The 23,853-nt window shown below is 60.3% G+C and carries 21 protein-coding genes; 11 read left to right on the top strand and 10 right to left on the bottom strand.

What is annotated here, in order from left to right; all coding sequences use genetic code 11:
- Nucleotides 1-58: 58 nt before the first annotated feature.
- The gene (locus tag ACOVRJ_RS02075; RefSeq protein WP_422042251.1) at nt 59-1,240 is read right to left on the bottom strand and encodes a GNAT family N-acetyltransferase; all 1,182 of its coding nucleotides are present in this window, start codon (nt 1,238-1,240) and stop codon (nt 59-61) included.
- Nucleotides 1,241-1,263: 23 nt separating this feature from the next.
- On the opposite strand from ACOVRJ_RS02075, the gene ACOVRJ_RS02080 reads away from it, so the two are divergent.
- Both ACOVRJ_RS02080 and ACOVRJ_RS02085 read left to right on the top strand, forming a co-directional pair.
- On the top strand, nt 1,264-2,961 hold the full coding sequence (locus tag ACOVRJ_RS02080) for an NAD+ synthase (protein ID WP_422042252.1): 1,698 nt from the start codon (nt 1,264-1,266) through the stop codon (nt 2,959-2,961).
- 38 nt (nt 2,962-2,999) lie between these two features.
- Nucleotides 3,000-3,338: a P-II family nitrogen regulator gene (locus ACOVRJ_RS02085; protein ID WP_124452671.1), complete on the top strand. Its 339-nt coding sequence runs from the start codon at nt 3,000-3,002 to the stop codon at nt 3,336-3,338.
- A 39-nt stretch (nt 3,339-3,377) separates the two neighbouring features.
- Here the strand turns inward: ACOVRJ_RS02085 and ACOVRJ_RS02090 are convergent, their stop codons facing one another.
- The 5 genes from ACOVRJ_RS02090 to ACOVRJ_RS02110 are packed head-to-tail and all read right to left on the bottom strand — an operon-like array spanning nt 3,378 to nt 6,192.
- A complete protein-coding gene (locus ACOVRJ_RS02090; RefSeq protein WP_422042253.1) occupies nt 3,378-3,764 on the bottom strand; it encodes a diacylglycerol kinase in 387 nt (128 codons plus the stop codon).
- Nucleotides 3,761-4,297, bottom strand: a complete 537-nt coding sequence (locus ACOVRJ_RS02095) for an RDD family protein (RefSeq protein WP_422042254.1) — start codon at nt 4,295-4,297, stop codon at nt 3,761-3,763. Before ACOVRJ_RS02095 ends, ACOVRJ_RS02090 begins: the two co-directional genes overlap by 4 nt.
- Nucleotides 4,297-5,181 carry a DUF3106 domain-containing protein gene (locus tag ACOVRJ_RS02100; RefSeq protein WP_422042255.1) on the bottom strand — a complete coding sequence of 295 codons (885 nt, stop codon included), beginning with the start codon at nt 5,179-5,181 and terminating at the stop codon, nt 4,297-4,299. The genes ACOVRJ_RS02095 and ACOVRJ_RS02100 overlap by 1 nt, the downstream gene beginning before the upstream one ends.
- Nucleotides 5,168-5,629, bottom strand: a complete 462-nt coding sequence (locus ACOVRJ_RS02105) for a DUF3619 family protein (RefSeq protein ID WP_422042256.1) — start codon at nt 5,627-5,629, stop codon at nt 5,168-5,170. Before ACOVRJ_RS02105 ends, ACOVRJ_RS02100 begins: the two co-directional genes overlap by 14 nt.
- Nucleotides 5,626-6,192: an RNA polymerase sigma factor gene (locus ACOVRJ_RS02110; protein ID WP_422042257.1), complete on the bottom strand. Its 567-nt coding sequence runs from the start codon at nt 6,190-6,192 to the stop codon at nt 5,626-5,628. The genes ACOVRJ_RS02105 and ACOVRJ_RS02110 overlap by 4 nt, the downstream gene beginning before the upstream one ends.
- Before the next feature lie 255 nt (nt 6,193-6,447).
- On the opposite strand from ACOVRJ_RS02110, the gene ACOVRJ_RS02115 reads away from it, so the two are divergent.
- From ACOVRJ_RS02115 to pbpG, 6 genes are all read left to right on the top strand, one after another.
- The gene (locus ACOVRJ_RS02115) at nt 6,448-8,238 is read left to right on the top strand and encodes an acetolactate synthase 3 catalytic subunit (RefSeq protein WP_422042258.1); all 1,791 of its coding nucleotides are present in this window, start codon (nt 6,448-6,450) and stop codon (nt 8,236-8,238) included.
- 170 nt (nt 8,239-8,408) lie between these two features.
- A complete protein-coding gene (gene ilvN / locus ACOVRJ_RS02120) occupies nt 8,409-8,900 on the top strand; it encodes an acetolactate synthase small subunit (protein ID WP_263539803.1) in 492 nt (163 codons plus the stop codon).
- Nucleotides 8,901-9,055: 155 nt separating this feature from the next.
- Nucleotides 9,056-10,072: a ketol-acid reductoisomerase gene (gene ilvC / locus ACOVRJ_RS02125; RefSeq protein WP_422042259.1), complete on the top strand. Its 1,017-nt coding sequence runs from the start codon at nt 9,056-9,058 to the stop codon at nt 10,070-10,072.
- Nucleotides 10,073-10,152: 80 nt separating this feature from the next.
- Entirely contained in the window at nt 10,153-11,001 is an 849-nt protein-coding gene (pssA, locus tag ACOVRJ_RS02130) for a CDP-diacylglycerol--serine O-phosphatidyltransferase (protein ID WP_422042260.1), read from the top strand.
- 183 nt (nt 11,002-11,184) lie between these two features.
- Nucleotides 11,185-12,726 (top strand): 2-isopropylmalate synthase, encoded by a 1,542-nt coding sequence (locus ACOVRJ_RS02135; RefSeq protein ID WP_422042261.1) that lies wholly within the window; start codon nt 11,185-11,187, stop codon nt 12,724-12,726.
- Nucleotides 12,727-12,943: 217 nt separating this feature from the next.
- Nucleotides 12,944-13,969 (top strand): D-alanyl-D-alanine endopeptidase, encoded by a 1,026-nt coding sequence (gene pbpG / locus ACOVRJ_RS02140; protein WP_422042272.1) that lies wholly within the window; start codon nt 12,944-12,946, stop codon nt 13,967-13,969.
- 75 nt (nt 13,970-14,044) lie between these two features.
- On the opposite strand, the gene ACOVRJ_RS02145 is transcribed toward pbpG, so the two are convergent.
- Entirely contained in the window at nt 14,045-14,812 is a 768-nt protein-coding gene (locus ACOVRJ_RS02145) for an IclR family transcriptional regulator (protein WP_422042262.1), read from the bottom strand.
- 153 nt (nt 14,813-14,965) lie between these two features.
- Between ACOVRJ_RS02145 and ACOVRJ_RS02150 the strand changes: the two genes are divergently transcribed.
- The gene (locus ACOVRJ_RS02150; RefSeq protein ID WP_422042263.1) at nt 14,966-16,093 is read left to right on the top strand and encodes a TIGR03790 family protein; all 1,128 of its coding nucleotides are present in this window, start codon (nt 14,966-14,968) and stop codon (nt 16,091-16,093) included.
- Between the two features lie 27 nt (nt 16,094-16,120).
- Here the strand turns inward: ACOVRJ_RS02150 and hpnE are convergent, their stop codons facing one another.
- Genes hpnE through hpnC form a run of 3 tightly spaced genes read right to left on the bottom strand, consistent with a single transcriptional unit; the run spans nt 16,121 to nt 19,169 of the window.
- On the bottom strand, nt 16,121-17,446 hold the full coding sequence (hpnE, locus tag ACOVRJ_RS02155; protein WP_422042264.1) for a hydroxysqualene dehydroxylase HpnE: 1,326 nt from the start codon (nt 17,444-17,446) through the stop codon (nt 16,121-16,123).
- Entirely contained in the window at nt 17,443-18,291 is an 849-nt protein-coding gene (gene hpnD, locus ACOVRJ_RS02160; protein WP_422042265.1) for a presqualene diphosphate synthase HpnD, read from the bottom strand. Before hpnD ends, hpnE begins: the two co-directional genes overlap by 4 nt.
- Nucleotides 18,288-19,169: a squalene synthase HpnC gene (hpnC, locus tag ACOVRJ_RS02165; RefSeq protein ID WP_422042266.1), complete on the bottom strand. Its 882-nt coding sequence runs from the start codon at nt 19,167-19,169 to the stop codon at nt 18,288-18,290. Before hpnC ends, hpnD begins: the two co-directional genes overlap by 4 nt.
- A 240-nt stretch (nt 19,170-19,409) precedes the next feature.
- Here hpnC and ACOVRJ_RS02170 point away from each other — a divergent pair, with 240 nt between their 5' ends.
- Nucleotides 19,410-20,555: an efflux RND transporter periplasmic adaptor subunit gene (locus ACOVRJ_RS02170; protein WP_422042267.1), complete on the top strand. Its 1,146-nt coding sequence runs from the start codon at nt 19,410-19,412 to the stop codon at nt 20,553-20,555.
- Between the two features lie 13 nt (nt 20,556-20,568).
- On the top strand, nt 20,569-23,709 hold the full coding sequence (locus ACOVRJ_RS02175; RefSeq protein WP_422042268.1) for an efflux RND transporter permease subunit: 3,141 nt from the start codon (nt 20,569-20,571) through the stop codon (nt 23,707-23,709).
- The last annotated feature ends 144 nt before the right edge of the window (nt 23,710-23,853 follow it).

A 23,853-nucleotide genomic window follows, 5' to 3' on the forward strand; every position in this document is an offset into this window, starting at 1 on the left:
CCCTCACTGGGCCGCCTCGCTCAAAAACTTACACCACCTCCTGGGACATCACCCCATTTCACGCCGAGCTTTGCTCGGTGGCTTTGAAGGGTAGATGGGATTCCAGCTCGTTCACATAACCGCGCATGGCCTGGCCTTCTTGGGCCAAAAAGTCAGCCACTGCATGGCTGAAATCCGGATGAGCCAGCCAGTGGCTGGAGCTTGTATTCACCGGCAGCAGCCCGCGCGCCATTTTGTGCTCGCCTTGGGCGCCGCCTTCAAAGCGCTCGTAACCCTTGTCGATGCACCAGGCCAAGGGCTGGTAGTAGCAGGCGTCGAAGTGCAGACAAGACACCGGCTCGGTGCAGCCCCAGTAGCGCCCGTAGGCCAGGCGCCGCTGCGGGTCCAAGGCGATCAATGAAGCGGCGACGCGCTGTTCACCGCGTTTGGCAATGAAGAGCAGCCAGTGCGGTGCCATGCGCTGCGCCATCAAGCTAAAGAACTCTCGGCTCAGATAGGGCGTGCTGTGGTGGGCGCGGTAGGTCAGTTGGTAGCAGTGGTAGAAAAAGTCCCAGTCGGCCTCGGTGATTTGAGGGCCTTCACGGACTTCAAAAACAATGCCGGCGTCCACGACCCGGCGCTGCTCCTGCTGGATCTTCTTGCGCTTGTCTCGCTGCATTGCGGCGAGGAAGTCCTCAAAACTCGCGAAGGGCAGGGGATGTCGGTTTTGCCAATGGAATTGCACGCCGCTGCGTTGCAGCCAATGCTGGCTGTTGGCGGCGGCAAGGTCTGAAGCGTCGCCGAACAACAGATGGGCAGACGACAAGCCCTGCTGCTTGGCCAAGGCCTGCAGGCCTCGTAAAAGCAGCTCGCGGCTCTGGGCATCTTGAGCCAGCAGCCGGCTGCCCGGCACCGGAGTGAAGGGCACGGCCACCAGCAGCTTCGGGTAATAGGCCAGACCATGGCGGCGGTAGGCATCGGCCCAGGCCCAGTCGAACACATACTCGCCGTAGGAGTGGCTCTTCAGATAGGCCGGGCAGGCGGCGACTAACTCATCACCTCGACTGAGGCTGAGAAACTGTGGCTGCCAGCCGGTCTCGGCCGTCGCGCTGCCGGAATCATGCAGGGCTTGCAGATACTCCAAACGCATAAAAGGGCTGGGCGCCTCTTGGCTCTCCAGCAGCGCATTCCAGGCTTCCAGCGGCAACTCGCCCGGCTCGGTGTGAACCCGAATGACATAATCAGCCGAGCTGTTTTTCATCTTTGATTCTTCATCTCTACGTCATGCCTTTGATCGCCGCACTTGCCCAAATCAACGTCACTGTCGGTGATCTCGCAGGCAATGCGAAAAAAATTGTCGAGTTCGGTCGCCGTGCTCATGCCGCCGGCGCCCGACTGCTGCTGACGCCCGAGCTGAGCCTGTGCGGCTATCCGCCGGAAGACCTGTTGCTGCGGCCGGCTTTTATGCAGGCCTGCGATGAGGCTTTGCGTGGAATCGCTGAAAGCTTGGCGGATTGCGAGGGCTTGCATGTGGTGGTAGGGCATCCGCATCAGGAGCAGGGTCAGCGCGATCTTAGGTCCAAGAGCTGGGCCGTGCCGGCGCGCTTCAATGCGGCCTCATTGCTGGCAGGGGGACAGGTCTTGCAGACTTATTGCAAGCGCGAGTTGCCCAATTACCAAGTCTTTGATGAGCGGCGCTATTTCATCTCGGGCCGCGATGCTGGGGCCGAGCCCGTGGTATTCGAGGTCGAGGGCCAACGCTTCGGCCTGTTGATCTGCGAGGACGCTTGGTTCGACGAACCAGCGCGTGCCGCCAAGGCTGCGGGTGCCCAAGTGCTTTGCGTCTTGAATGCCTCGCCTTTCCACCTCGGCAAGGTGCAAGAGCGCGAGCAGCGCATGGCGGAGCGCGCTCGCGACGTCGGCTTGCCGCTGCTGTATGCCCATTTGGTGGGCGGGCAAGACGAGGTGGTGTTTGACGGCGCCTCTTTCGCCCTCGATGCGCAAGGCGAGTTGGCGGCTCGCGCGCCGGTCTTTGAAGAAGATTTGACGCTGATCGAGTTGAAGCCTGCAGGCGGTGTCAGCGGCCACATCGTGCCTTTGCCCAGCCTGGAAGCGCAGGCCTGGGCGGCGCTGGTGACGGGTGTACGCGACTACATCGGGAAGAACGGCTTCCCTGGCGCCTTGATCGGCTTGTCGGGCGGCATTGACTCGGCCTTGGTGCTGGCGGTGGCCGTGGACGCCTTGGGCGCCGACAAGGTGCGCACCGTCATGATGCCTTCGCCCTATACCGCCGACATCTCTTGGATTGATGCTCGCGAAATGGCGGCACGCCTGGGCGTGCGTTACGACGAAAAGTCCATCGTGCCCATGTTTGAGGCCTTCAACGCCAGCTTGGCGGATGAATTCAAAGGGTTGGCGCTGGATGCGACCGAGGAGAACATCCAAGCCCGCATCCGTGGCACTTTGCTGATGGCCTTGTCGAACAAGTTTGGCTCCATCGTGCTGACTACCGGCAACAAGAGTGAAATGGCCACCGGCTACTGCACCTTGTACGGCGATATGGCGGGTGGCTTTGCGGTCATCAAAGACGTGGCCAAGACCTTGGTGTTCCGTCTGGCGCGTTGGCGCAATGAGCAGCCGACGCTGCGTCTGGATGGTTCGGTGTTCACCACCGAGCCGGTGATCCCCGAACGCATCATCACCCGGCCACCCTCGGCCGAATTGAGGCCCGACCAGAAAGATCAGGACAGCCTGCCGCCCTACGAAGTTTTGGACGCGATTTTGGCGCGCTATATGGAAGAGGATCAGTCCTTGGCGGAGATTGTGGCGGCCGGTTTTGACGAGGCCGATGTGGAGCGGGTCACCCGGCTGATCAAGATCAATGAATACAAACGTCGCCAGGCGCCGATCGGCATTCGCATCACGCACCGCGCTTTTGGGCGCGACTGGCGCTATCCGATTACATCGAAGTTCCGTGCTTAAATCGCGGCCAAGTCCAGACCCTTTTCGGAGCCTTTTTTATGAAGCAAATCACCGCCATCATCAAACCCTTCAAGTTGGATGAGGTTCGCGAATCCTTGGCCGAGGTTGGCGCGTCGGGTTTGACCGTGACCGAAGTGAAGGGCTTTGGCCGCCAAAAAGGCCATACCGAGCTCTACCGTGGGGCGGAATACGTGGTGGACTTCTTGCCTAAGGTGAAGGTTGAGGTCGTGGTCAAGGATGAAGATGTGGAGCGCTGCATCGACGCCATCTTGAAGGCCGCCAAGACGGGCAAGATCGGTGATGGCAAGATCTTCGTTACGCCGGTGGAGCAGGTGGTGCGGATTCGCACCGGCGAGACCGACGAAGAAGCGGTCTAAGGCTCAAACCGATCGGAGGGTCGAGCCGCTACTTGCGGCTCAGGCCGTGGCGCCGAAGCGCTGCCACAACACGGTCAACCAGATGCCGGCGCTGAGCAGCAAAGACAGCAGCACGGCTGCGCTGGCGAGGTCTTTGGCGCGCTTGGACAGATCATGCATCTCGAAGGAGACGCGGTCGATGGCCGCCTCTATTCCTGAATTCAAGAGTTCCACAATCAAGACCAATACTAGCGAGCCAAGCAATAGGGTGGTTTGAACCCAGTCCTGCCCCAGCCAAAAAGCCAGGGGGGTGGCAATGATCAGCAGCCAAACCTCTTGGCGAAAAGCACTTTCGCCCGAGTAGGCCGCTCGAAGTCCGGCTATGGAATACCCCGCCGCCCTCAAAATCCTATCCAGGCCGGTTCGGCCCTTGTAGGGATTGCTCATCGTTTGGGCGGCAATTGCGTGATCAGGCGGGTCGCGCACAGGGCGTCATGCAGGAACTGGCGCTGTGGATGAAAGCGGGCCACAGTGGCATAGACCAACACGCCGAAGAACAGACACCCGAAGATGGCTCCGCCCCCCCGTACGTCCATCACCCAGGCGATCAGCAAGGCCGGCAAAAACCACAACCAGCTGAGGACATAGCGCGCCAGCGCACGGCCCTGGGTGAGGGCTCGACCATGGACGTCGACCACGCGGATATGCCAGGCCTTCATCGCGACAGTTTGGCCGCCATGCGTCCAGAACCAACAAAAATAGATGGCCAGGACGATGAACAGAAAACCTTGCAGCGCATGCTGACCCTGCAGGGCGTGGCGTTGCTGGGTCAAGGCTGAAAACAGATAGCCGGCGATAAAGACGATGCCAAACAGCAGTACCCCTTCATAGATGAAGGAGGCCATCCGGCGTGCAAGGCCAGGAAAGGCGAGTTGGGGTTCAAGCGGCTGATCCGAGGAGGGATGGAGGGGGGCGGACATCAACTGGTCGGACTCGTGTCGGCGCTGCGCTTTTTCGGCAGCAGGGTTTTGCTGTCCACCAACTCAGGGTGGGCCAGAATTTTCGTGTCACCGGCTTGCTGATGAGGCGGCGCCACACGCCCTGTAGTGATCAGAACTGTGGTGGCCCCTGGTTTAGCTTGCAGCAAAGAGGTGGCAACGGGCTTGGGTGCTATCTTCTGGCTGACCCCGGGGACAAGGTTTGACTTGACTTGAGGTGTCGCAGTCGCAACTTTGCTCGCTGCAGCAGGGGTGAGCTTTTGGCGTTGTTGCTCTTGCTTCAGCGCTGCTTTGTCGGCCAGTTGTTGACGTTGCTCGGGGGGAAGGGCCTGATAGGCTTCCCACTTGGCTTGGCGTGTATCCGCGTCCAATTTCTTGGCAACTTGGAATCCGATTCTGGCTTCTTGTCTTTGCGCCGGGCTGAGTAGCGCCCAATCACGCATGCGCTCTTGCATGCGCGCCTGGTCCTCGGGGGCGAGCGATGAAAAACGGGCGGCAACCTCCAGCCATTGGCTGCGCCGAGCGGCATCCAAACCGTTCCAGTCTTGCTCCAATGGCGCAAGAATCTGACGCTGCGCCGCATCCAGCGCTTGCCAGTTGGGTGCTGGTCGCAGTCGGGTTGGGTTGGGCGCGGGGGGCGGCACAACAGGCCGAGCAGACTCGGGTGATGGCACTGTCGTCGTCACCGCGCTTGCTGCGGTGTCGGCCGCTTGAGCTTCTGATTGGGCGCAGGCGGCCGAGGCGAAGCCAAGTCCAATGGCGGCGAGTAGACCTGAGCGCCAACTCAAACGATGAAGGGGGCTGGGTTCGATGTCTGGCAGCAATCCAACGCTAAGCTTCATGCAGAACCGGTCACTCTTGCTCATCGCTGAGGTATTCCTTGAACCCAGGGTCGCTGTAGGCTGCCGGCGGCAATTTGTCGGACAACAGGCCCGTATCCAACTCAGCCGCAGCAAGAATTTGTTCGTACCAGTGGCTTTGCTGGATCAGCCACATGCCCAAGACCAGCAAAAGCAGAGGGAAAATGGTGCTGAGCTTTTGCCAACGGGGCGTTGCGCCTTTGCCCAGGACCAGGGAAGGCCCCGCGCTCAATACAGGCGTATTTGATGCGGTCTGCACTTGTTCGGTGCGCGCGTTGCGTGCCGTCAGCAAGGCTTGTTCACGGGCAAAGCGCAAGCGCTCAGAAACACCCTCGGGCAGGGATTCACTTTGCTCGCTCAAGCCGGCCGCCACGCGCAGGCCAAAACGCGTCACCTGGGTGTTCAGGCGAGACTGTGCGTCTTGTGTGAATTGCGCTTTGTATGACTCATTCATAGCGTGATCCCCTTGGCTTTCAGTGATTTTGCCAATGTGTGTGTGGCCCGAGAACAGTGTGTTTTTACACTGCCTTCCGAGCAGCCCATGACAAGTGCCGTCTCTGCGACGTCCATTTCCTCCCAGTAACGCAGCAGGAAGGCTTCCCGTTGACGTTCGGGCAGCTCGGCAACTTCAGATTCAATGACCTGCAATATCTGTGCCCGGGAAACCTCGTCGGCCGCGCTGAGTGCGCCCAGCGCGCCGTCCTGGCTTTCCAGCATTTCCAAGAGGTTGAAGTCGCCGTCCGGATCGCTCGATTCAAAGTCCGACATGTTTTGCATGACGGCACTGCGCACCTTTTTGCGCCGAAACCAATCCATGGTGGCGTTGGAAAGGATGCGCTGAAACAACAGCGGCAGCTCGGATGCCGGCCGGTCGAAGTACTTCTCCGCCAGTTTGATCATGGCGTCCTGCACGATGTCCAGGGCCGTATCGTCGTCGCGGACCATATAGGCGGTGCGCTTGAAGGCCCGTCGGTCGACCGTGCGTAGAAAATCGTTGAGTTCTTTGTCGGTGGCCAAGGAGGGTGCGGGACGGGCCCGATGCAGGCAAAACAGCGCGAATTATTGCATTGTGGGAGTGAACTCTAGAAGGCTTGCCCGAATGCATGCAAAGTCCAGTGCATAATGTTGCTTCGCACAATGAACATCTGGTCTCAAGTTGGCCGCCCGACCGGGGCACCATCTCTTTGATCGCGCAGGTTCCGAGTCCACCTCACAAGGGTGCGAGTAGGAGCACCAATGGTTTTTCGTTAGAGAAATTCACAAAGGTTCGAAATGGACATGTCTAGCGCGGAAGTCAAGCGTGCCCACGCGGCACAGCCTCATTCCCAAAGTAATTCTTCTTCCTCTGAGCTGAATGGCTCCGAGATCTTGGTTCGTTGCTTGCAGGCTGAAGGTGTTCAATACCTTTGGGGCTACCCGGGCGGCGCAGTGCTCTATATCTACGACGCACTGTACAAACAAGAAACCATCCAACACGTCTTGGTGCGCCATGAGCAGGCTGCTGTGCATGCCGCCGATGGTTACGCCCGCGCCTCCGGCGATGTAGGCGTGGCTCTGGTGACCTCGGGTCCGGGTGTGACCAATGCCATCACCGGCATTGCCACTGCCTATATGGATTCCATCCCCATGGTGATCGTGACCGGCCAGGTGCCGACGCCCGCCATTGGCCTGGATGCCTTCCAGGAATGCGATACCGTCGGCATTACCCGCCCCATCGTCAAGCACAACTTCCTGGTGAAGGATGTGCGTGATCTGGCGATGACGATGAAAAAGGCCTTCCACATCGCCCGCACCGGCCGTCCCGGCCCGGTGGTGGTGGACATCCCCAAGGATGTCTCGATGGCCAAGCTGGGTACTGCTTTTGAGTACCCGCGTCATGTGGAGATGCGCTCCTACAACCCGGCGCGCAAGGGACACTCAGGTCAGATTCGCAAGGCGGTGCAATTGCTCTTGCAAGCCAAGCGTCCTTACATTTACTCGGGCGGCGGCGTCATCCTCGGTGAAGCCTCGGCCGAGTTGCGCGAGCTGGCCAATCTGTTGGGTTACCCCTGCACCAACACCTTGATGGGCCTGGGCGCAATCGCCGCCAGCGACCCCAAGTTCCTCGGCATGCTTGGCATGCATGGCACTTACGAAGCCAATATGACCATGCAGCACTGCGATGTGTTGCTGGCTGTGGGCGCTCGTTTTGATGACCGCGTGATCGGTAACCCCAAGCACTTCGCCCAAGTGGAGCGCAAGATCATCCATGTGGATATCGACCCTTCGTCGATCTCCAAGCGGGTGCGGGTTGACATCCCCATCGTCGGTGACGTCAAGGACGTGCTGCAGGAATTGATCTTCCAAATCAAGGAAGCGCAAGCCAAGCCCGATTCGGCCTCTATCAACGCTTGGTGGAGCCAGATCAATGAATGGCGCCGCCGTGAATGCCTGGCTTACAAAACTTCCAGCGAGGTGATCAAGCCGCAGATGGTGGTCGAGACCTTGTGGAACCTGACCAAGGACCGTGACGCCTACATCACCTCGGATGTGGGGCAGCACCAGATGTGGGCGGCCCAGTTCTACCGCTTTGAAGAACCGCGCCGCTGGATCAACTCCGGCGGCCTGGGCACCATGGGCGTGGGCTTGCCCTATGCCATGGGCATCAAGCTGGCCAAGCCCGAGTCGGACGTGTTCTGCGTCACCGGCGAAGGCTCCATCCAGATGTGTATTCAAGAGCTCTCGACCTGTCTGCAGTACCAGACACCGGTCAAGATCGTCTCCTTGAACAACCGCTACCTGGGCATGGTGCGGCAGTGGCAAGAGCTGGACTACGGCAAACGCTACTCGCACAGCTATATGGAAGCGCTGCCAGACTTCGTCAAGCTGGCCGAAGCCTATGGCCATGTGGGCCTGCTGGTGGAAAAGCCCGGCGATGTCGAAGGCGCCTTGAAAGAGGCAATTCGCCTGAAGGACCGCACGGTCTTTCTCGACATCCGCACCGATCCGACCGAGAACGTCTGGCCCATGGTCCAGGCGGGCAAGGGTATTTCGGAAATGCGTCTGGGGTCTGAGGACCTGTGAGGTGATGAAGTCAAGCCTGTTGCCCGAGCGTTACCGCGCCGGGTGATGGGTTTGGCGGATTCGCCTTATTCAGCCTTGACCATAGTCCAGACATCCCTCCCATCGAATAGCGTGGCCAAGAGTCTGCAGTTACCGCTGCAGGCTTGAAGAGCGCGAAGGACGAGACCCCCATGAAGCACATCATTGCATTGCTGATCGAGAACGAGCCGGGCGCGCTGTCGCGCGTGGTGGCGCTGTTCTCGGCCCGTGGCTACAACATTGAGAGCCTGACCGTGGCGCCGACCGAGGACCCCTCGCTGTCGCGCATGACCATCGTCACCACCGGCTCTGACGAGGTGATCGAGCAAATCACCAAGCACTTGAATCGTTTGATCGAAGTGGTCAAGGTGGTGGACCTCACCGAAGGCAATTACACCGAGCGTGAGCTGATGCTGATCAAGGTGCGTGCCGTCGGTAAGGAGCGCGAAGAAATGAAGCGCACCGCCGACATCTTCCGTGGCCGCATCATCGATGTGACCGAGAAGACCTACACCATCGAGTTGACCGGCGACTCCTCCAAGCTCGATGCCTTCATCGATGCGATTGATCGCGCCTCAATTCTCGAGACGGTGCGCACTGGAACTAGCGGCATTGGCCGTGGTGAGCGCATTCTTCGCGCCTGATGAATCACCCCCGAAGCGCTTCGCGCTCCCCCTCGAGGGGGCGAGCCCTGTGGCCCGGCAAAGCCGGTTCCACGGGCTCCGCTTGGATTGACCGTGGCGCGTGACGAAGCCGCATCACATACCAACCCACTACAAGTTTTTTCCTGGAGCACGACATGAACGTTTTTTACGACAAGGACGCTGACCTGAGCCTGATCAAGGGCAAGAACGTCACCATCATCGGCTACGGCTCACAAGGCCATGCCCACGCACAAAACCTGAACGACAGCGGCGTCAAGGTCACCGTCGGTCTGCGCCGTAACGGCGCCTCCTGGGCCAAGGCTGAGAACGCCGGCCTGAAGGTTGCCGAGATCGCCGAAGCGGTGAAGGCTGCCGACGTGGTCATGATCTTGCTGCCTGACGAGCAAATCGCCGATGTCTACAAGAACGAAGTCGAGCCCAATATCAAGCGGGGCGCTTCTTTGGCCTTCGCTCACGGCTTCAACGTGCACTACGGTCAAGTCACGCCCCGCGCTGACCTGGATGTTTGGATGGTGGCGCCCAAGGCTCCCGGCCACACCGTGCGCGGCACCTACGCCCAGGGCGGCGGCGTGCCTCACCTGATCGCTGTCTATGCCGACAAGTCGGGCAAGGCGCGTGATCTGGCCCTGAGCTACGCCTCGGCCAATGGCGGCGGCAAGGCCGGCATCATCGAAACCAACTTCCGCGAAGAAACTGAAACCGACCTGTTCGGTGAGCAGGCGGTGTTGTGCGGTGGTGCGGTGGAGCTGATCAAGGCAGGCTTTGAAACCCTGACCGAAGCCGGCTATGCGCCTGAAATGGCCTACTTCGAGTGCTTGCACGAGCTGAAGCTGATCGTGGACCTGATCTACGAAGGCGGCATCGCCAATATGAACTACTCGATCTCGAATAACGCCGAGTATGGTGAGTATGTGACCGGCCCACGCGTCGTCACCGAAGCCACCAAGAACGCAATGCGTCAGTGCCTGAAGGACATCCAGACCGGCGAATACGCCAAGAGCTTCATCCTGGAAAACAAGGCCGGCGCACCGACACTGCTGAGCCGCCGTCGCCTGACCGCTGAGCACCCGATTGAGCAAGTGGGTGAGAAGCTGCGCGCGATGATGCCTTGGATCAAGAAGAACCGTCTGGTGGACCAGTCCAAGAACTGATTTTTGAACTGAGCCTCCAAAGCCGCGCAGCCAGCAGCTGCGCGGCTTTTTTCTTGCCGGCCTGTTGTATCCTCCCGCCCATGAGTGATTCCAAAAACAAGACCCGTCCAGAACTGCTGGATGACGACGAAGACGGCGTGTTGGAAGCCCCTCGTCCACGTCGCAAGGGCATTTATGTGCTGCCCAACGCCATCACCTTGGCGGCGCTGTTCTCGGGCTTTTATGCCATCGTGATGGCCATGAACGGCCGCTTTGAAGTGGCGTGTATCTCGATCTTCTGCGCTGCTGTCTTGGACAGCTTGGATGGCCGGGTGGCTCGCATGACCAATGCGCAAAGCGCGTTTGGTGAGCAAATGGACAGCTTGTCCGATATGGTCAGCTTCGGTGCCGCGCCCGCTTTGATCGTCTACATCTGGGCTTTCAAGGATATGGGCAAGCTGGGCTGGATTCCGTCCTTTGTTTACATCTCGGGCGCGGCGCTTCGGTTGGCGCGCTTCAATGTCAATATTGGCGTGGTCGACAAGCGCTTTTTCCAAGGCCTGCCCAGCCCGGCTGCGGCTGCGGTGGTGATCGGCATGATCTGGGCTTTTGACGATGCCGGCTTCAAGCAGGTGACCCAGTTGCCTTGGGTGGTCTGGACCGCTTTCGGCCTGACTTTGTTTGCGGGCCTGTCGATGGTGACCAATGCGCCGTTTTATAGCTTCAAAGTGGTGGGCGCCCGTCGCACCGTGCCCTTTGTGGTCTTGGTCGCAATCGCTCTCGCCATCGTGCTGATCAGCCAAAACCCGCCACTGGGCTTGTTTGCGATTTTCTGCGCCTATGCCTTGTCGGGTTATGTCATTTACGGCTGGCGCAAAGCCAAGGGGCGTCCGGTCAGCATGATTGCCACATCGACGGACGAGCCCGATGAGAAGGGCTTGCACCACTGAGTTTGTGCAAGTTGCCGTGCTATATTGAAGCCATGACGTTTCACACTGCATCCGCGCTGCTACTAGCCATCGAGCCTCGGGCCCGCTGATCGCACACGTCAAGAGCTTTCCGCATCAAAGGCCCGCCAAGCAAGTGCTTCGCGGGCTTTTTTGTTTTTCAACCTGGCCTTTTTGGAGATTCCCATGGCTGATCAGTTGATCATCTTCGACACCACTTTGCGCGATGGCGAGCAGTCGCCCGGCGCTTCGATGACGAAGGACGAAAAGCTGCGCATTGCGCGCCAGTTGGAACGACTGCGTGTGGATGTGATCGAGGCCGGTTTTGCTGCATCCAGCAACGGGGACTTTGAGGCCGTCAAGGCAATTGCCGACGCTGTGCGTGAGAGCACGATTTGTTCGCTGGCAAGGGCCAACGACCGTGACATCGCTCGCGCAGCCGAAGCGCTGAAGGGTGCAGCCCGCTCGCGAATCCACACCTTCATTGCCACCAGCGAACTCCATATGGAGAAGAAGCTGCGTATGACCCGTGAGCAGGTTTTGGAGCAGGCGATTCAAGCCGTGCGTTTTGCGCGTAACTTGACCGACGACATTGAGTTCTCGCCCGAGGACGGCTACCGCTCCGACCCTGAATTCTTGGCGCGTGTTGTCGAGGCCGTGATCAAGGAGGGGGCCCGCACCATCAACATTCCCGACACCGTTGGCTATGCGATCCCCGAGTTGTACGGGAATTTCATCAAGACCTTGCGTGAGCGTGTGCCCAACTCCGATCAGGCCATCTGGTCGGTGCATTGCCATAACGATTTGGGGATGGCGGTGGCCAATTCCTTGGCGGGTGTTCAGATCGGCGGCGCCCGCCAGATTGAATGCACCATCAATGGCTTGGGCGAGCGGGCCGGTAACTGTTCGCTGGAAGAGGTCGTGATGGCGGTCAAGACCCGTCGCGACTACTTTGGACTCGATTGCCGGATCGATGCCTCGCAAATCGTGCCGGCGTCGCGCCTGGTGTCGCAGACCACCGGCTTTGTGGTCCAGCCCAACAAGGCGGTGGTGGGCGCCAATGCCTTCGCCCATGCCTCGGGCATCCATCAGGACGGCGTCCTGAAGGCGCGGGACACCTACGAGATCATGCGCGCCGAAGATGTGGGTTGGAGTGCCAACAAGATCGTGCTGGGTAAGCTCAGCGGCCGCAATGCCTTTAAGCAACGTCTGCAAGAACTGGGTATCTCTTTGGAGTCTGAGGCCGAGGTCAATGCGGCTTTCGTCCGGTTCAAGGATCTGGCTGACCGCAAGAATGAGATCTTCGATGAAGACATCATTGCCTTGGTGATGGATGAGTCGGTGACGGCGGAGCAGGAGCACTTCCGTCTGGTTGCCTTGGCTCAGCGTTCCGAGATGGGGGAGCGACCCCACGCTACTGTGGTCTTTGCCGCCGGCGCGGTCGAGCATCGCATGGAGAGCGATGGCAACGGTCCCGTCGACGCGGTGCTAAGAGCGATTGAGTTGGCCGCTCAAAGTGGCGCCGAGATGTTGCTCTATTCGGTCAATGCCATCACCAGCGGAAGCACAGAATCGCAAGGCGAAGTCACGGTTCGTTTGCAGCAAGCGGGTCGGGTGGTCAATGGCGTCGGGGCTGATCCGGATATTGTGGTGGCATCAGCCAAGGCATATTTGAGCGCATTGAACAAGCTGCAAAGCAAGATAGAGCGAGTCGCGGCGCAAGGTTGAGGGGAAGTGCCGCTGGCCCCTTTTGCCTTGTGTGGGCGGGTCAGCGGTGTGACCATTCAAGGATCAGGAGCCGGAGTTCTGATCTGAGTCGAAGTTCAGCTTGAAGAGCCGCACCTAAGCATTTGATCTTGCTAGTATTTTCTACATAACCTACACTGCAACTCAGTAGCTGGGGCCTGGATTGAAGACTGTTTCCTCTTTTTTGACATCGATTGCTTTGAGCGCGGCGCTCGGCTTGGTGGGTTCGCTCGCGATTGCACCAGACGCTCTGGCGTCAACTGCGAACAAGTCGGCCAAGAGTTCCAAGGCCAGTAGCGCTAAACAGGTGTCCAGCAAGAAAGTCCGTGCCGCCAAGCCGGCCGCTCGGAGCACCCGCAAGGCGGTGGTGGTCGCGGCTTCGGCGGGTGCGGCCGTTGTGGCGGCCAAGCCCACCTTCGGTCAGTTGTATGGTCTCCATGAGGAAAAAGACCCGCTTGACTTGAAGTCGAGTGTGGCCCTGGTGATTGACCAAGACACCAACGAAGTCTTGTTTGCCAAGAACTCCCAGGCGGTGCTGCCAATCGCCTCGATCACCAAGCTGATGACGGCCTTGGTGGTGGTGGAAGCCAATCAGTCCATGGACGAAAAGCTGACCATCAGCGAAGAAGACATCGACTCCGAAAAAGGCACACGCTCACGCTTGAGCATCGGCACGACGCTCACGCGTGGCGAGATGATGCATTTGGCCTTGATGTCCTCCGAGAATCGAGCTGCCAATGCGCTGGGTCGCTACTACCCGGGTGGTTTGGAGGCTTTTGTTCCGGCCATGAATCGCAAGGCCCAATCGCTGGGCATGTATGACACCCACTATGTGGAGCCCACAGGCTTGTCCAGCCGCAATCAGAGCAGCGCGAAGGATTTGGCTGCGCTGGTCAAGGTGGCTCATGGTTTCCCCTTGATTCGTGAGTTGTCCACTTCAAAAGAGTACCAAGTCGCACTCGGGCGCAGGCAGGTTGCTTTCCACAGCACCAACGGCTTGTTGAGCAGCCCCTCGTGGGATATCGGCTTGCAGAAAACCGGTTTCATCAACGAGGCCGGTCGTTGTTTGGTGATGCAGGCGCGCTTGGCGGGCCGTAAGTTGATCTTGGTGTTTTTGGATTCCACCGGAAAGTACTCCCGGATGGGGGATGCGGAGCGCATTCGTAAGTGGCTCAGCAGCAATCCTTCCGCGTTGGCACAGCCGTCGATGAAGGTGGCCAGCTGAGGCTCTTGTTCGCTCCGGGGGCCTAGATCTCAAAAAAACGCGCTCAAGAGCGCGTTTTTTCATGGTGCACTGTGATCAGCCTCGGTATCCCAAGGCTGCTGAAATCTGGGTCACTGTCTCTTTGAGTTTTTGCATCCAGGACTCTTCCAAGCGATCGGCAGGGGCAGAGATCGAGAGCCCTGCGATCAATTTGGCTTGGTCGTCATAAATGCCCGCCGCCATGCAGCGCACGCCCAACTCAAGCTCCTCATCATCGCGAGCGACGCCGCGCTGGCGAACCAAGGCCATTTCGCGCTCCAGCGCATTGATGTCGGTCAGACTGTTGCGGGTGTGCCCCGCTAGGCCGGTACGGGTCGCATAGGCCCGCACACGCACCGGGTCATCGCTGGCGAGGAATAACTTGCCCACCGAGGTCAGATGCAGCGGCGCTCTGCCGCCCACGGCCCGAACCACCTGCATGCCGGATCGCTCACTGTAGGTGCGTTCGATGTAGACGATCTCATCGCCTTGGCGAACCGAAAGATTGACGGGCTGATGGGTGAATTTGTGCAGCTCGCGCATTGGGGCCAGCGCCGCATCGCGCACGTCCAGGCGTGCCTTGACCAAATTGCCGAGCTCCAGCAGCCGCATCCCCAGGCGATAGCTCCCCGCTTCGGGCCGGTCTACGAAGCGACCCAATGCCAGGTCATTCAAAATGCGGTGTGCGGTGGAGGGGTGGAGTCCGGTGCTGGCGCTGATGTCTTTCAGCGAAACAGGGTCTTGATGGCTGGCCAAGACGTCCAGCAACGAAAACATGCGTTCCAGAACCTGGATGGCGGGTGTTTGATCCTCTTTGTTTTTCATGCCTTCATTGTGCTGGAGATTGTTTTGTTTTGTATCGTGAAAAGTAGATTCAATCCTCGACAGATTCCCCTGGGTCTCGATCTCGCAACACGCGGGGCGAATTCCGGTTCGCGAAATGAATCAGGCGAGCGGAAGAATGGCCTGGTCCCCTGGGTGTTGGTGTTGCTCGCGATGGTGGGGCTGCTCTCGCCGGCTTTTGGCGCAGCGCAGGAAGGCACGCCCGCCGCCGCGGCTTCCGCGACCGTACCAGCTGTTGGCGCAACACTGGCTCCTTCCGCCGCCACTTGGCTGCGCATGCCCAAGCTGCAGGGACGCTTGAATGCGGCTGATTTGGGTCTGCTGATCAATACGGCCGACCCGTACTCGGTTGCGGTGGGTGCGTATTACGCCGAACGCCGCAGCATTCCGGAGCAGAACATTCTGCGTGTCAAGCTGCCGCTGCGCGCCAGCCTGGGAGTCGCAGAATTTGCGGCTTTGCAAAAACAGATCCAAGAGCGGCTGGGTCCTCAGGTTCAGGCCTTGGCGTTGGCTTGGCGGCAGCCCTACGCGGTGGAGTGCAACGCCATCACGGCGGCTTTGGCGATGGGTTTTCAGCCGGAGATTTGCGCGCAAAGCTGCGCACCGTCCAAGGTGTCCCCGTATTTTTCCTATCTGGGAGCCAAGCCTTTCACTGATTTGGGCATGCGTCCGGCCATGCTGTTGGCGGCGCGCAGTATTGAAGCGGGACAGGCCTTGATTGACCGAGGGATTGCTTCCGATCAGAGTTTGCCGGGATTTGCTGCGGTCAATGCCTACTTCGCGAGCACGCCGGACGCGGCTCGCAATGTGCGCGCCAGTCTCTTTCCGCCGGAAGCCCAGCTGCGCCCCTTGGGTCTTGAGGTCAAGCGCGTTTCCAGCACAGCCTTGCCGGCTTTGCAGCGCACCTTGCTGTATCAAACCGGTTTGGTCCGGGTCGAGGGCTTGTCCAGTGTCGATTGGGTGCCGGGTGCGCTGGCGGACCATTTGACCTCGTTTGGTGGTTTGCTTGAGCCGACGACACCAGAAGGGCAGATGAGTGCCCTGGATTGGCTTGAGTCCGGTGCGACAGCCAGTTATGGAACGGTCAGCGAGCCCTGCAATCATCGCCAGAAGTTCCCGCATCCGCAGATTCTCTTGCTCAGCTATCTGCAAGGGGTGACGGCCCTGGAGGCCTATTGGCACAGCGTGGCCTGGCCCGGGCAGGGCGTTTTCATCGGGGAGCCTTTGGCCGCTCCGTTTGCGCCAAAGTTCAGCCTGCCTTGATGGGTCGATGGCTTGTGATGACTAAGCTCATCGGCTGGCCGTGATGCAAGCTTTGGCGGCGGCCCGCCCGGCCCGCACGGCGCCCTCCAGCGTGGCCGGGTAGGGGCCTTCGATGTAATCACCGGCGGCCCACAAGCCCTCGGCAACCTTGGCTCCGGGGCGCTGCAGACCCGGCGTGCAGGCGAAGGTGGCGCGCTTTTCGGCAAGAACCCGGTGTACCTGGGGTTCGCTGGCCCAAACGAACTCGTGACGCGCTTGTTCGAGGGTCATGGCGCCTGTTTCGGCCAGTCCCAAGTCCACCCAAGCGGTCGCGCCACTGATCACAAAAGCAAACAGGCCGGGGGCATGTCCCAGTTGGCCGAGGTCAAACGCGAACTGGGCCGGGGCGTTTGCGCTTTCAGCGAGCGCCACCATGGGCGCGGGCAGGCGGGAGCCAGGGGCCAGCAGATACACGGTGATGATGGGCTCAAAGCGCAAGGCTCGCGCCGTCTGCGCCCAAGCAGGGGCAAGTTCGGCGCACAACTGGGCCGCCTGTGTGGAACTGCAGGCCAAAACAATCTGGTCGAAGCGGGCGTCCTCGGCGAGCGCCGAGCCTTGCACCTGCAAGCGCCAGCCGCGCCCTGCGCGCTCGATCGCGCTGACGCGTGCGCCCGTGTGGATGTTCGCACCTTGGGCGTGCAGCCACTGCTGTGCGGGAGCCGCCATCAATGCGCTCAAGCCTTGTCGCGGCAGCAACAAGTCGGCACTGCCTCGGCCACTGAACAAGGCGTCGTGCAGCACGCGCAAGAAGACCTGCGCGCTGGCCCGCTGGGCTGGTGTATTCAATGCGGCCACGCACAAGGGATCCAGCAACTCGTGCTTCACCACCTCGGGCAATCCTGCGCACAGCTGCGCGACGCTGAGTTCCGGTGCGCAACGAAAGCCCCGGCCCAGCCAGACCGTCGCCTCAAGCAACAGGCGCAAACGCACGGCCAGCGGCCAGGCTTTGTAGGCCAAGACCGCGCGGGCAAAACTGAGCAAAGGTGGCCCAGGAGGCAGTCGCAAGCCTTCGTGGCGAGGGTAGCGCAGGCGCAGTGGCAAGCGCAGCAGCGCTGCGTCGAGATCAACGCCTAGGCGCTGCATCAGCGCCAAGCATTCGGTGTAGGCGCCAATCAGGATGTGCTGGCCGTTGTCCAGTGGGTGTTCGGACCTGCCTTCATGCAAGCTGCGTGCGCGGCCACCCAAGTGCTGGGCCATTTCAAAAACCGTGACCCGATGGCCGGCGGCACACAAATCCACGGCTGCAGCCACGCCGGCCCAGCCTGCGCCGACCACGGCCACCTGACTTGTTGCCGGGCGAGTCGCCAGGCTCAACGGCCGGCCCAGTTGGTGCGCATCGCGATCCACAGCTTGCGCAAGGGCGTCAAGGCAATGCGCTGTTCCAAGACCCTAAAGCCTTCGGCTTCGATTTCGCGCAGCAAGGCGCGGTAGATATTCGCCATCATCAGCCCAGGCTTTTGCGCGACCCGGTCGGCCTCGGGCAGCAAGGCAAAGGCCTCGTCATACAGACGGTGAGCCCGCTCCGCCTGGAACTTCATCAGGGCGGTGAAACGCTCGCTGTATCCCCAGGGGCTTTGGCGGCGCAGGATTTCATGGGCCTTCACATCGAACTGTTGCAGCTCTGAGATGGGCAGATAAATGCGCCCGCGGCGGGCGTCATCGCCGACGTCTCGGATGATATTTGTCAGCTGCATGGCCAAGCCCAGTTTGTGGGCATAGGCGATGGTGTCAGGCTCGCTGCGGCCAAAAATGGAGGACGCCACTTCGCCCACCACGCCTGCGACCAAGTGGCAATAGCGCTGCAGACCCGGGTAGTCCAGATAGCGGGTTTGCTCCAGATCCATCTGGCAGCCGTCGATCACGGCGTGCAGATGCTCCAGCCGGATGTCGTAGGTGCTGACATGCGGCATCAAGGCCCGCATCACCGGGTGTTGTGGCTGCCCAGCAAAAGCCGAGCTGGCTTCTTTGCGCCACCAGGCCAATTTGGTCGATGCCACACCCAGGTCAGCAATCTCGTCCACTACATCGTCGACCTCGCGGCAAAAGGCGTAAAAGGCGGTAATGGCCGCGCGGCGTGGCGCCGGCAGGAACAAAAAGGCGTAGTAGAAACTGGAGCCACTCTTGGCCGCCTTGTCCTGCACATACTGCTCGGGACTCACAAACTCTCCTCTGGGTTCTGTTTTGCGCTCATGCGAATCGCGCCCCAGAGCATGGTCGGCATATCGATGGCGCTCAGGGCAGGACGGTGGATGAGGCTGGCATATTGCATGGCGCGGATTCTCTCAACAATTCGCAGCCCTCCTTGAACCACAAGGCGCAATTCCCAGCCGGCACGACCGGGGATCTGGTGTACCAGCGGGGCGCCGGACCGCATCAAGGCTTCGGCCCAGTCGCATAAATCTTGGATCAGCTTGCGGGCGGCCGGGCTGTCATGGCAAGCCTGCAACTCCGTCGAGCTGAGCCCGTAGCGAAGCAAGTCGGACTGGGGCACGTACACGCGGCCTTGAGGGCCGTCACGACTGAAATCCTGCCAAAAATTGATCAGCTGCAGGGCGCTGCAGATCGCGTCGGAGCGCTGCAGGGCCAAGTCGTCGTCGATGCCATACAGGTGCAAGAGCAGGCGCCCCACGGGGTTGGCGGATCGCCGGCAGTAGTCGAGTAATTCCCCTCGGTCGGCATAGCTGGTTTTATGTAGATCCTGCTCAAAGGCGTCCAGCAGATCGTGCAGCAAGACCACGGGCAGATTGAAGTCCCGAAGTACGCCGGCCAGAGGTGTGAATACCTGGCGGGCCCAGCGCTCGGAGGCCTGGGCTCCAGCCGTGATGGCACGCAAGTCTTGGCGGTATGCTCGCAAATCCAATTGGCGTTGCGCGGTCGTCACGTCGCCCTCGTCGGCCAGATCGTCAGCGGTGCGGGCGAAGTGGTAGAGGGCTGTGATGGCGGGCCGCAGGTGCTTGGGGCAGAGCCATGAGGCGACAGGAAAGTTCTCGTAGTGTTCGATGCTCACGGACGGCATTGTGGGCGGACTTTGCTTCATTGATGATCTGCACGGACATCAAGCGATGAACTTGCTGCGCTTCCGGGTGGTTTTTCGGTGCACTGAGAAGTGCTGTTTGTGCGAGGCTGTGGTCGGCGCTGGAATTGACAGCGCCTAACGCCTTGCATACATTACTGACCGATTGGTCAGTAACGAATACTCAGGCGTTGCTGCATGCTCGCCGAAGGGTGCATTGAAGGGTTTCAGTGGCCCGTGGCGCAGATGTTTTCAGGGTTTCCCATGCATAGAAATCGATATCGAGCCCTTGTTTGGGCCCCTTTGCTGGTCCTGTTGTCGGCTTGTGGCCGGCAAGAAGCCGCGCCGGAGCCCGAGCGTGCGGTCAGAACCCTGGTCTTGAAGGCCGATTCCGCGGGCATGACCCATGAGTATGCCGCCGAGGTGCGGGCGCGTACTGAATCGCGCTTGTCCTTTCGCGTTGGCGGCAAGATCTTGGCGCGCAAGGTCAATGTGGGGGACAGGGTCAAGCCGGGGCAGCTGTTGGCGCAATTGGATCCGCAGGACTTGATGCTGGCGCAAGAAGCGGCGCGGGCTGGCGTGTTGGCGGCGCGCGCCAACCGCGACCAATTGGGGGCAGATTTCAAGCGTTTCATTGACTTGCGTGAGCAGGGTTTCATCAGCGCGGCTGAATTGGAGCGCCGGGAGACTGCGTTCAAGACCGCCCAGGCGCAATTGGAGCAGGCCAGGGCGCAGGCCAATGCGCAAGGCAATCAGGCTGGCTACGCCCAACTGCTGGCTGACGTGGCGGGGGTAGTGACCGGCGTAGACGCAGAGCCGGGCATGGTGGTCGCTGCGGGCACGCCGATTGTGCGCGTCGCCCTGGATGGGCCTCGGGATGTGGTGTTCTCGGTACCTGAGGATCAGTTGGGGGCGGTGCAAGCCTTGGCGACCAAGCCCGGTGCGCTCAAGGCCCGGCTGTGGGCGGCGGATGCGGCATCGGCGCAGCCGGTCAGCTTGCGGGAGGTGTCCGCCGCCGCCGATCCGATCACGCGCACCTTTTTGCTCAAGGCCGATGCCGGCCTTTTGTCGGCCCGGCTGGGCCAAACGGCCACGGTGGTGGTCGAGGCGCCGCGCCAGGAGCAGGTGATCAAGTTGCCGCTGTCGGCGGTTTTACAGCAGCAGGGGCAGAACACCGTCTGGCTCTTGGATCCGACGCAGATGACATTGAAGATGCAAGTCGTGCAAGTGGCTGGCGCCGATGGCAATCAGGTCGTGATTGCAGGCGGCCTGAGCCCGGGTCAGGAGGTGGTGGTCGCAGGCGTTCATGTGCTTAAGCAGGGCCTGAAGGTGAAGCGATATCAAGACGGCGCCAGTACGCCGCGTGCCGCCAGTTCCGCCAAGCCCGCGGCAGCGGCTGCGTCTCATTGAGCGCGGAGCGAGCATGAGCATCAATCTGGGAAAGCCCGAGGGCGGCGGTCGGTTCAATGTGTCTCGCTGGGCGCTGGAGCATCCGGCGCTGACGCGTTACTTGATGGTCGTCCTGATGTTGATGGGCTTCGCTGCTTATTTTCAACTGGGGCAGGATGAGGATCCGCCATTTACCTTCCGGGTGATGGTGGTGCAGGCTTTTTGGCCTGGCGCAACCGCTCAGCAGATGGCCGAGCAGGTCACCGACAAGATTGAGAAGACCCTGCAAGAGGTGCCGCTGGGTGACAAGATCTTGAGCAGCACCAAGCCGGGCGAATCCTTGACCGTGTTTCAGTTGAAGGACAGTTCGGCCGCCAAGGATGTGCCCGAGGTCTGGTATCAGGTTCGAAAACGTCTGGGAGACATGCGAGCCACATTGCCGCAAGGCGTGTATGGCCCCGTTTTCAATGACGACTTCGGCGATGTCTATGGCTCGATTTTTGCCTTGTCCGCGGACGGTTTCTCGCCGGAAGAGTTGCGCGAGTATTCGGTGCGCGTGCGTTCGCAGTTGTTGAAGGTGCCCGACGTCAGCAAGGTCGAGACCTTTGGTGCGCAAGCCGAAAAAGTATTCATTGAGGTGTCTCAAAAGCGCTTGGCTTCGCTGGGTTTGGATCTGGGTCAGGTGATCAACCAATTGGGCGCACAGAACGCGGTGGAGGGCGGCGGCGTTCTCGATGCGGGGTCGGGGAGTTTGCAGATTCGTATTGGAGGGCAATTCAACTCGGTCCAAGCCTTGCAGGACTTCTCGATTCGTGCCATCAACCCAACGACAGGCCAGGCCAGTTTTCTGCGTCTGTCTGATATTGCCGAGGTCCGCCGCGGCTATGCGGATCCGCCTTCGATCATGGTGCGGCATCAGGGCAAGGATGTCATTGCCCTGGGGGTGTCGATGGCCAAGGGCGGCGACATTGTCGCCATGGGCAAAGCGCTGCAAGTCGCTGCTCAGAACATCCGCAAAACCCTGCCTGCTGGCATTGAGTTGACGCAAGTCCAGGACCAGCCCAAGGCTGTGACGCGCTCGGTCAATGAGTTTGTTCAGGTGCTGATCGAGGCCGTGGTGATTGTGCTGCTGGTCAGCTTCATTTCCTTGGGCCTGCACACGCGCCCTTTGCGGATTGATATCTGGCCCGGTCTGGTGGTCGGCATCACCATCCCCCTGGTCCTGGCCATCACCTTCACCACCATGTTCTATTGGGGGGTGGGGCTGCACAAGATCTCATTGGGGTCCTTGATCATTGCCCTGGGCTTGTTGGTGGATGACGCCATCATTGCCGTGGAGATGATGGTGCGCAAGCTGGAAGAGGGCAGTGACAAGATGCATGCGGCGACCTACGCTTATGAAGCGACGGCCATGCCCATGCTGACCGGCACACTGATCACAGCGGTCGGCTTCTTGCCGATCGGGCTGGCCAAATCGGTGACCGGTGAATACACCTTTGCCATCTTCGCTGTGACGGCGGCGGCTCTGATGATTTCGTGGGTGGTCTCGGTCTACTTTGTTCCCTATCTCGGCTCTTTGCTCTTGCGCACCAGGTCCAGTGATGAGCCTCACGCGCACGAGCTGTTCGACACCCCGTTTTACAACCGCTTCAGGGCGATCGTGCGTTGGTGCGTCACCCATCGCTGGTTGACGATTGGGGCGACCGTTCTGGTGTTTGGGCTCGGCTTGTTCGGCATGACGCGGGTGCAGCAGCAGTTCTTCCCTGACTCCAGCCGTCCAGAGATCCTGGTCGACATGACCTTGCCCGAGGGCTCCACAATTCAGCAGAGTCGGGCTATCGCTGAGCGCTTTGAGGCCAGCATGCTGAAGGAAGCCGGTGTCTCGACGGTCAGCACTTGGATCGGCAGCGGTGTGCCGCGTTTTTACTTGCCCATGGATGTGGTGTTTCCCGATCCGGCGGTGAGCCAGGCCATTGTTCTGCCCAAAGGCATGGAGGAGCGCGAGGCTTTACGCAAGCGACTGCCGGTCTTGCTGGCAGAGCAGTTCCCTGAGGTGCGGGCGCGTGTCAAGCTGCTGCCAAATGGGCCGCCGGTCGCTTATCCGGTTCAGTTCCGGGTGTCGGGCGAAAAAGTGGAGGAGGTGCGCCGCTGGGCGGACCAAGCCTTGGAGATTCTCCGTGCCAACCCCCATATGCGTGGGGTGAATGACAACTGGCGCGAACCGATCAAGGTGCTGAAGCTGGAAGTGGATCAAGACAAGGCGCGCGCCTTGGGCGTGACCAGCCAGAGCTTGGCGCAAGCCTCACGGACCATGTTCTCTGGCCTCACGGTTGGGCAGTACCGTGAAGGCGATAAGTTGGTCGACATCGTGTTGCGCCCACCGCTTGAAGAGCGCAACTCCATCACCGATATCGGCAATGCCTATGTCATGATCAGTACGGGGCGCTCCGTGCCCCTGACGCAGATTGCCAAGGTTGGCTTCGACTGGGAACCCGGCGTCTTGGCCCGGCATGGGCGCAGCTATGCCGTGACAGTCCAGGGTGACGTGACCGAAGGCATGCAGGGTGCGACCGTCAGCGCGCAGGTGTGGCCACAACTGCAGGCACTGAAGGCCAAGATGCCGCCGGGTTATGACATCTCGGTGGCCGGTGCTGTTGAGGAAAGCAGCAAAGGGCAAGGCTCGATTGCTGCGGGTGTGCCCATCATGCTTTTCATCACCTTCACCCTGTTGATGCTGCAGTTGCAGAGTTTTTCTCGCTCGATGTTGGTCTTTTTGACGGGGCCCTTGGGTATTGCCGGCGTGGCGGCGGCCTTGCTTTTGTTCAACAAACCGTTTGGCTTTGTTGCGTTGCTGGGCGTTGTGGCCCTGATGGGCATGATCATGCGCAATTCGGTGATCCTGATTGATCAGATCGAGCAAGACCGTGCGCGAGGTGTGCCGGCTTGGTCGGCGATTGTCGAGTCTGCGGTGCGTAGGTTCCGCCCCATTGTGTTGACCGCGGCGGCAGCCGTCTTGGCGATGGTGCCGCTGTCTCGCAGTGTGTTTTGGGGGCCGATGGCTGTGGCCATCATGGGTGGGTTGATCGTCGCTACGGCGCTGACCTTGCTGGCTTTGCCTGCGATGTATGCGGCATGGTTCCGTGTGCAACGTCCAGAGGGTGTTTCGCGCTTTTGAGCGATGAACACGGGTGATGCTCGCGCAGCCTTCTGGAAAAAATGCGGCAAGAGCAGCGCCCCAGGCCAGGGGTTTTCCCCTTGGCTGATTTTTGCTTCGGCAATTGGCTACAATCCACGGTTCTCCGAATTACCACGGGTTTGT

The sequence above is a fragment of the Roseateles sp. genome (genome assembly GCF_049240545.1).
Taxonomy (GTDB): domain Bacteria; phylum Pseudomonadota; class Gammaproteobacteria; order Burkholderiales; family Burkholderiaceae_C; genus Paucibacter_A.

Excerpts from the sequence above, each read along its gene's own strand:
- ACOVRJ_RS02075 (WP_422042251.1), bottom strand. The coding sequence starts at position 1,240 with ATGAAAAACAGCTCGGCTGATTATGTCATTCGGGTTCACACCGAGCCG.
- ACOVRJ_RS02080 (WP_422042252.1), top strand. The coding sequence starts at position 1,264 with ATGCCTTTGATCGCCGCACTTGCCCAAATCAACGTCACTGTCGGTGAT.
- ACOVRJ_RS02085 (WP_124452671.1), top strand. The coding sequence starts at position 3,000 with ATGAAGCAAATCACCGCCATCATCAAACCCTTCAAGTTGGATGAGGTT.
- ACOVRJ_RS02090 (WP_422042253.1), bottom strand. The coding sequence starts at position 3,764 with ATGAGCAATCCCTACAAGGGCCGAACCGGCCTGGATAGGATTTTGAGG.
- ACOVRJ_RS02095 (WP_422042254.1), bottom strand. The coding sequence starts at position 4,297 with ATGTCCGCCCCCCTCCATCCCTCCTCGGATCAGCCGCTTGAACCCCAA.
- ACOVRJ_RS02100 (WP_422042255.1), bottom strand. The coding sequence starts at position 5,181 with ATGAGCAAGAGTGACCGGTTCTGCATGAAGCTTAGCGTTGGATTGCTG.
- ACOVRJ_RS02105 (WP_422042256.1), bottom strand. The coding sequence starts at position 5,629 with ATGAATGAGTCATACAAAGCGCAATTCACACAAGACGCACAGTCTCGC.
- ACOVRJ_RS02115 (WP_422042258.1), top strand. The coding sequence starts at position 6,448 with ATGGACATGTCTAGCGCGGAAGTCAAGCGTGCCCACGCGGCACAGCCT.
- ilvN (WP_263539803.1), top strand. The coding sequence starts at position 8,409 with ATGAAGCACATCATTGCATTGCTGATCGAGAACGAGCCGGGCGCGCTG.
- ilvC (WP_422042259.1), top strand. The coding sequence starts at position 9,056 with ATGAACGTTTTTTACGACAAGGACGCTGACCTGAGCCTGATCAAGGGC.
- pssA (WP_422042260.1), top strand. The coding sequence starts at position 10,153 with ATGAGTGATTCCAAAAACAAGACCCGTCCAGAACTGCTGGATGACGAC.
- ACOVRJ_RS02135 (WP_422042261.1), top strand. The coding sequence starts at position 11,185 with ATGGCTGATCAGTTGATCATCTTCGACACCACTTTGCGCGATGGCGAG.
- ACOVRJ_RS02145 (WP_422042262.1), bottom strand. The coding sequence starts at position 14,812 with ATGAAAAACAAAGAGGATCAAACACCCGCCATCCAGGTTCTGGAACGC.
- hpnC (WP_422042266.1), bottom strand. The coding sequence starts at position 19,169 with ATGAAGCAAAGTCCGCCCACAATGCCGTCCGTGAGCATCGAACACTAC.
- ACOVRJ_RS02170 (WP_422042267.1), top strand. The coding sequence starts at position 19,410 with ATGCATAGAAATCGATATCGAGCCCTTGTTTGGGCCCCTTTGCTGGTC.
- ACOVRJ_RS02175 (WP_422042268.1), top strand. The coding sequence starts at position 20,569 with ATGAGCATCAATCTGGGAAAGCCCGAGGGCGGCGGTCGGTTCAATGTG.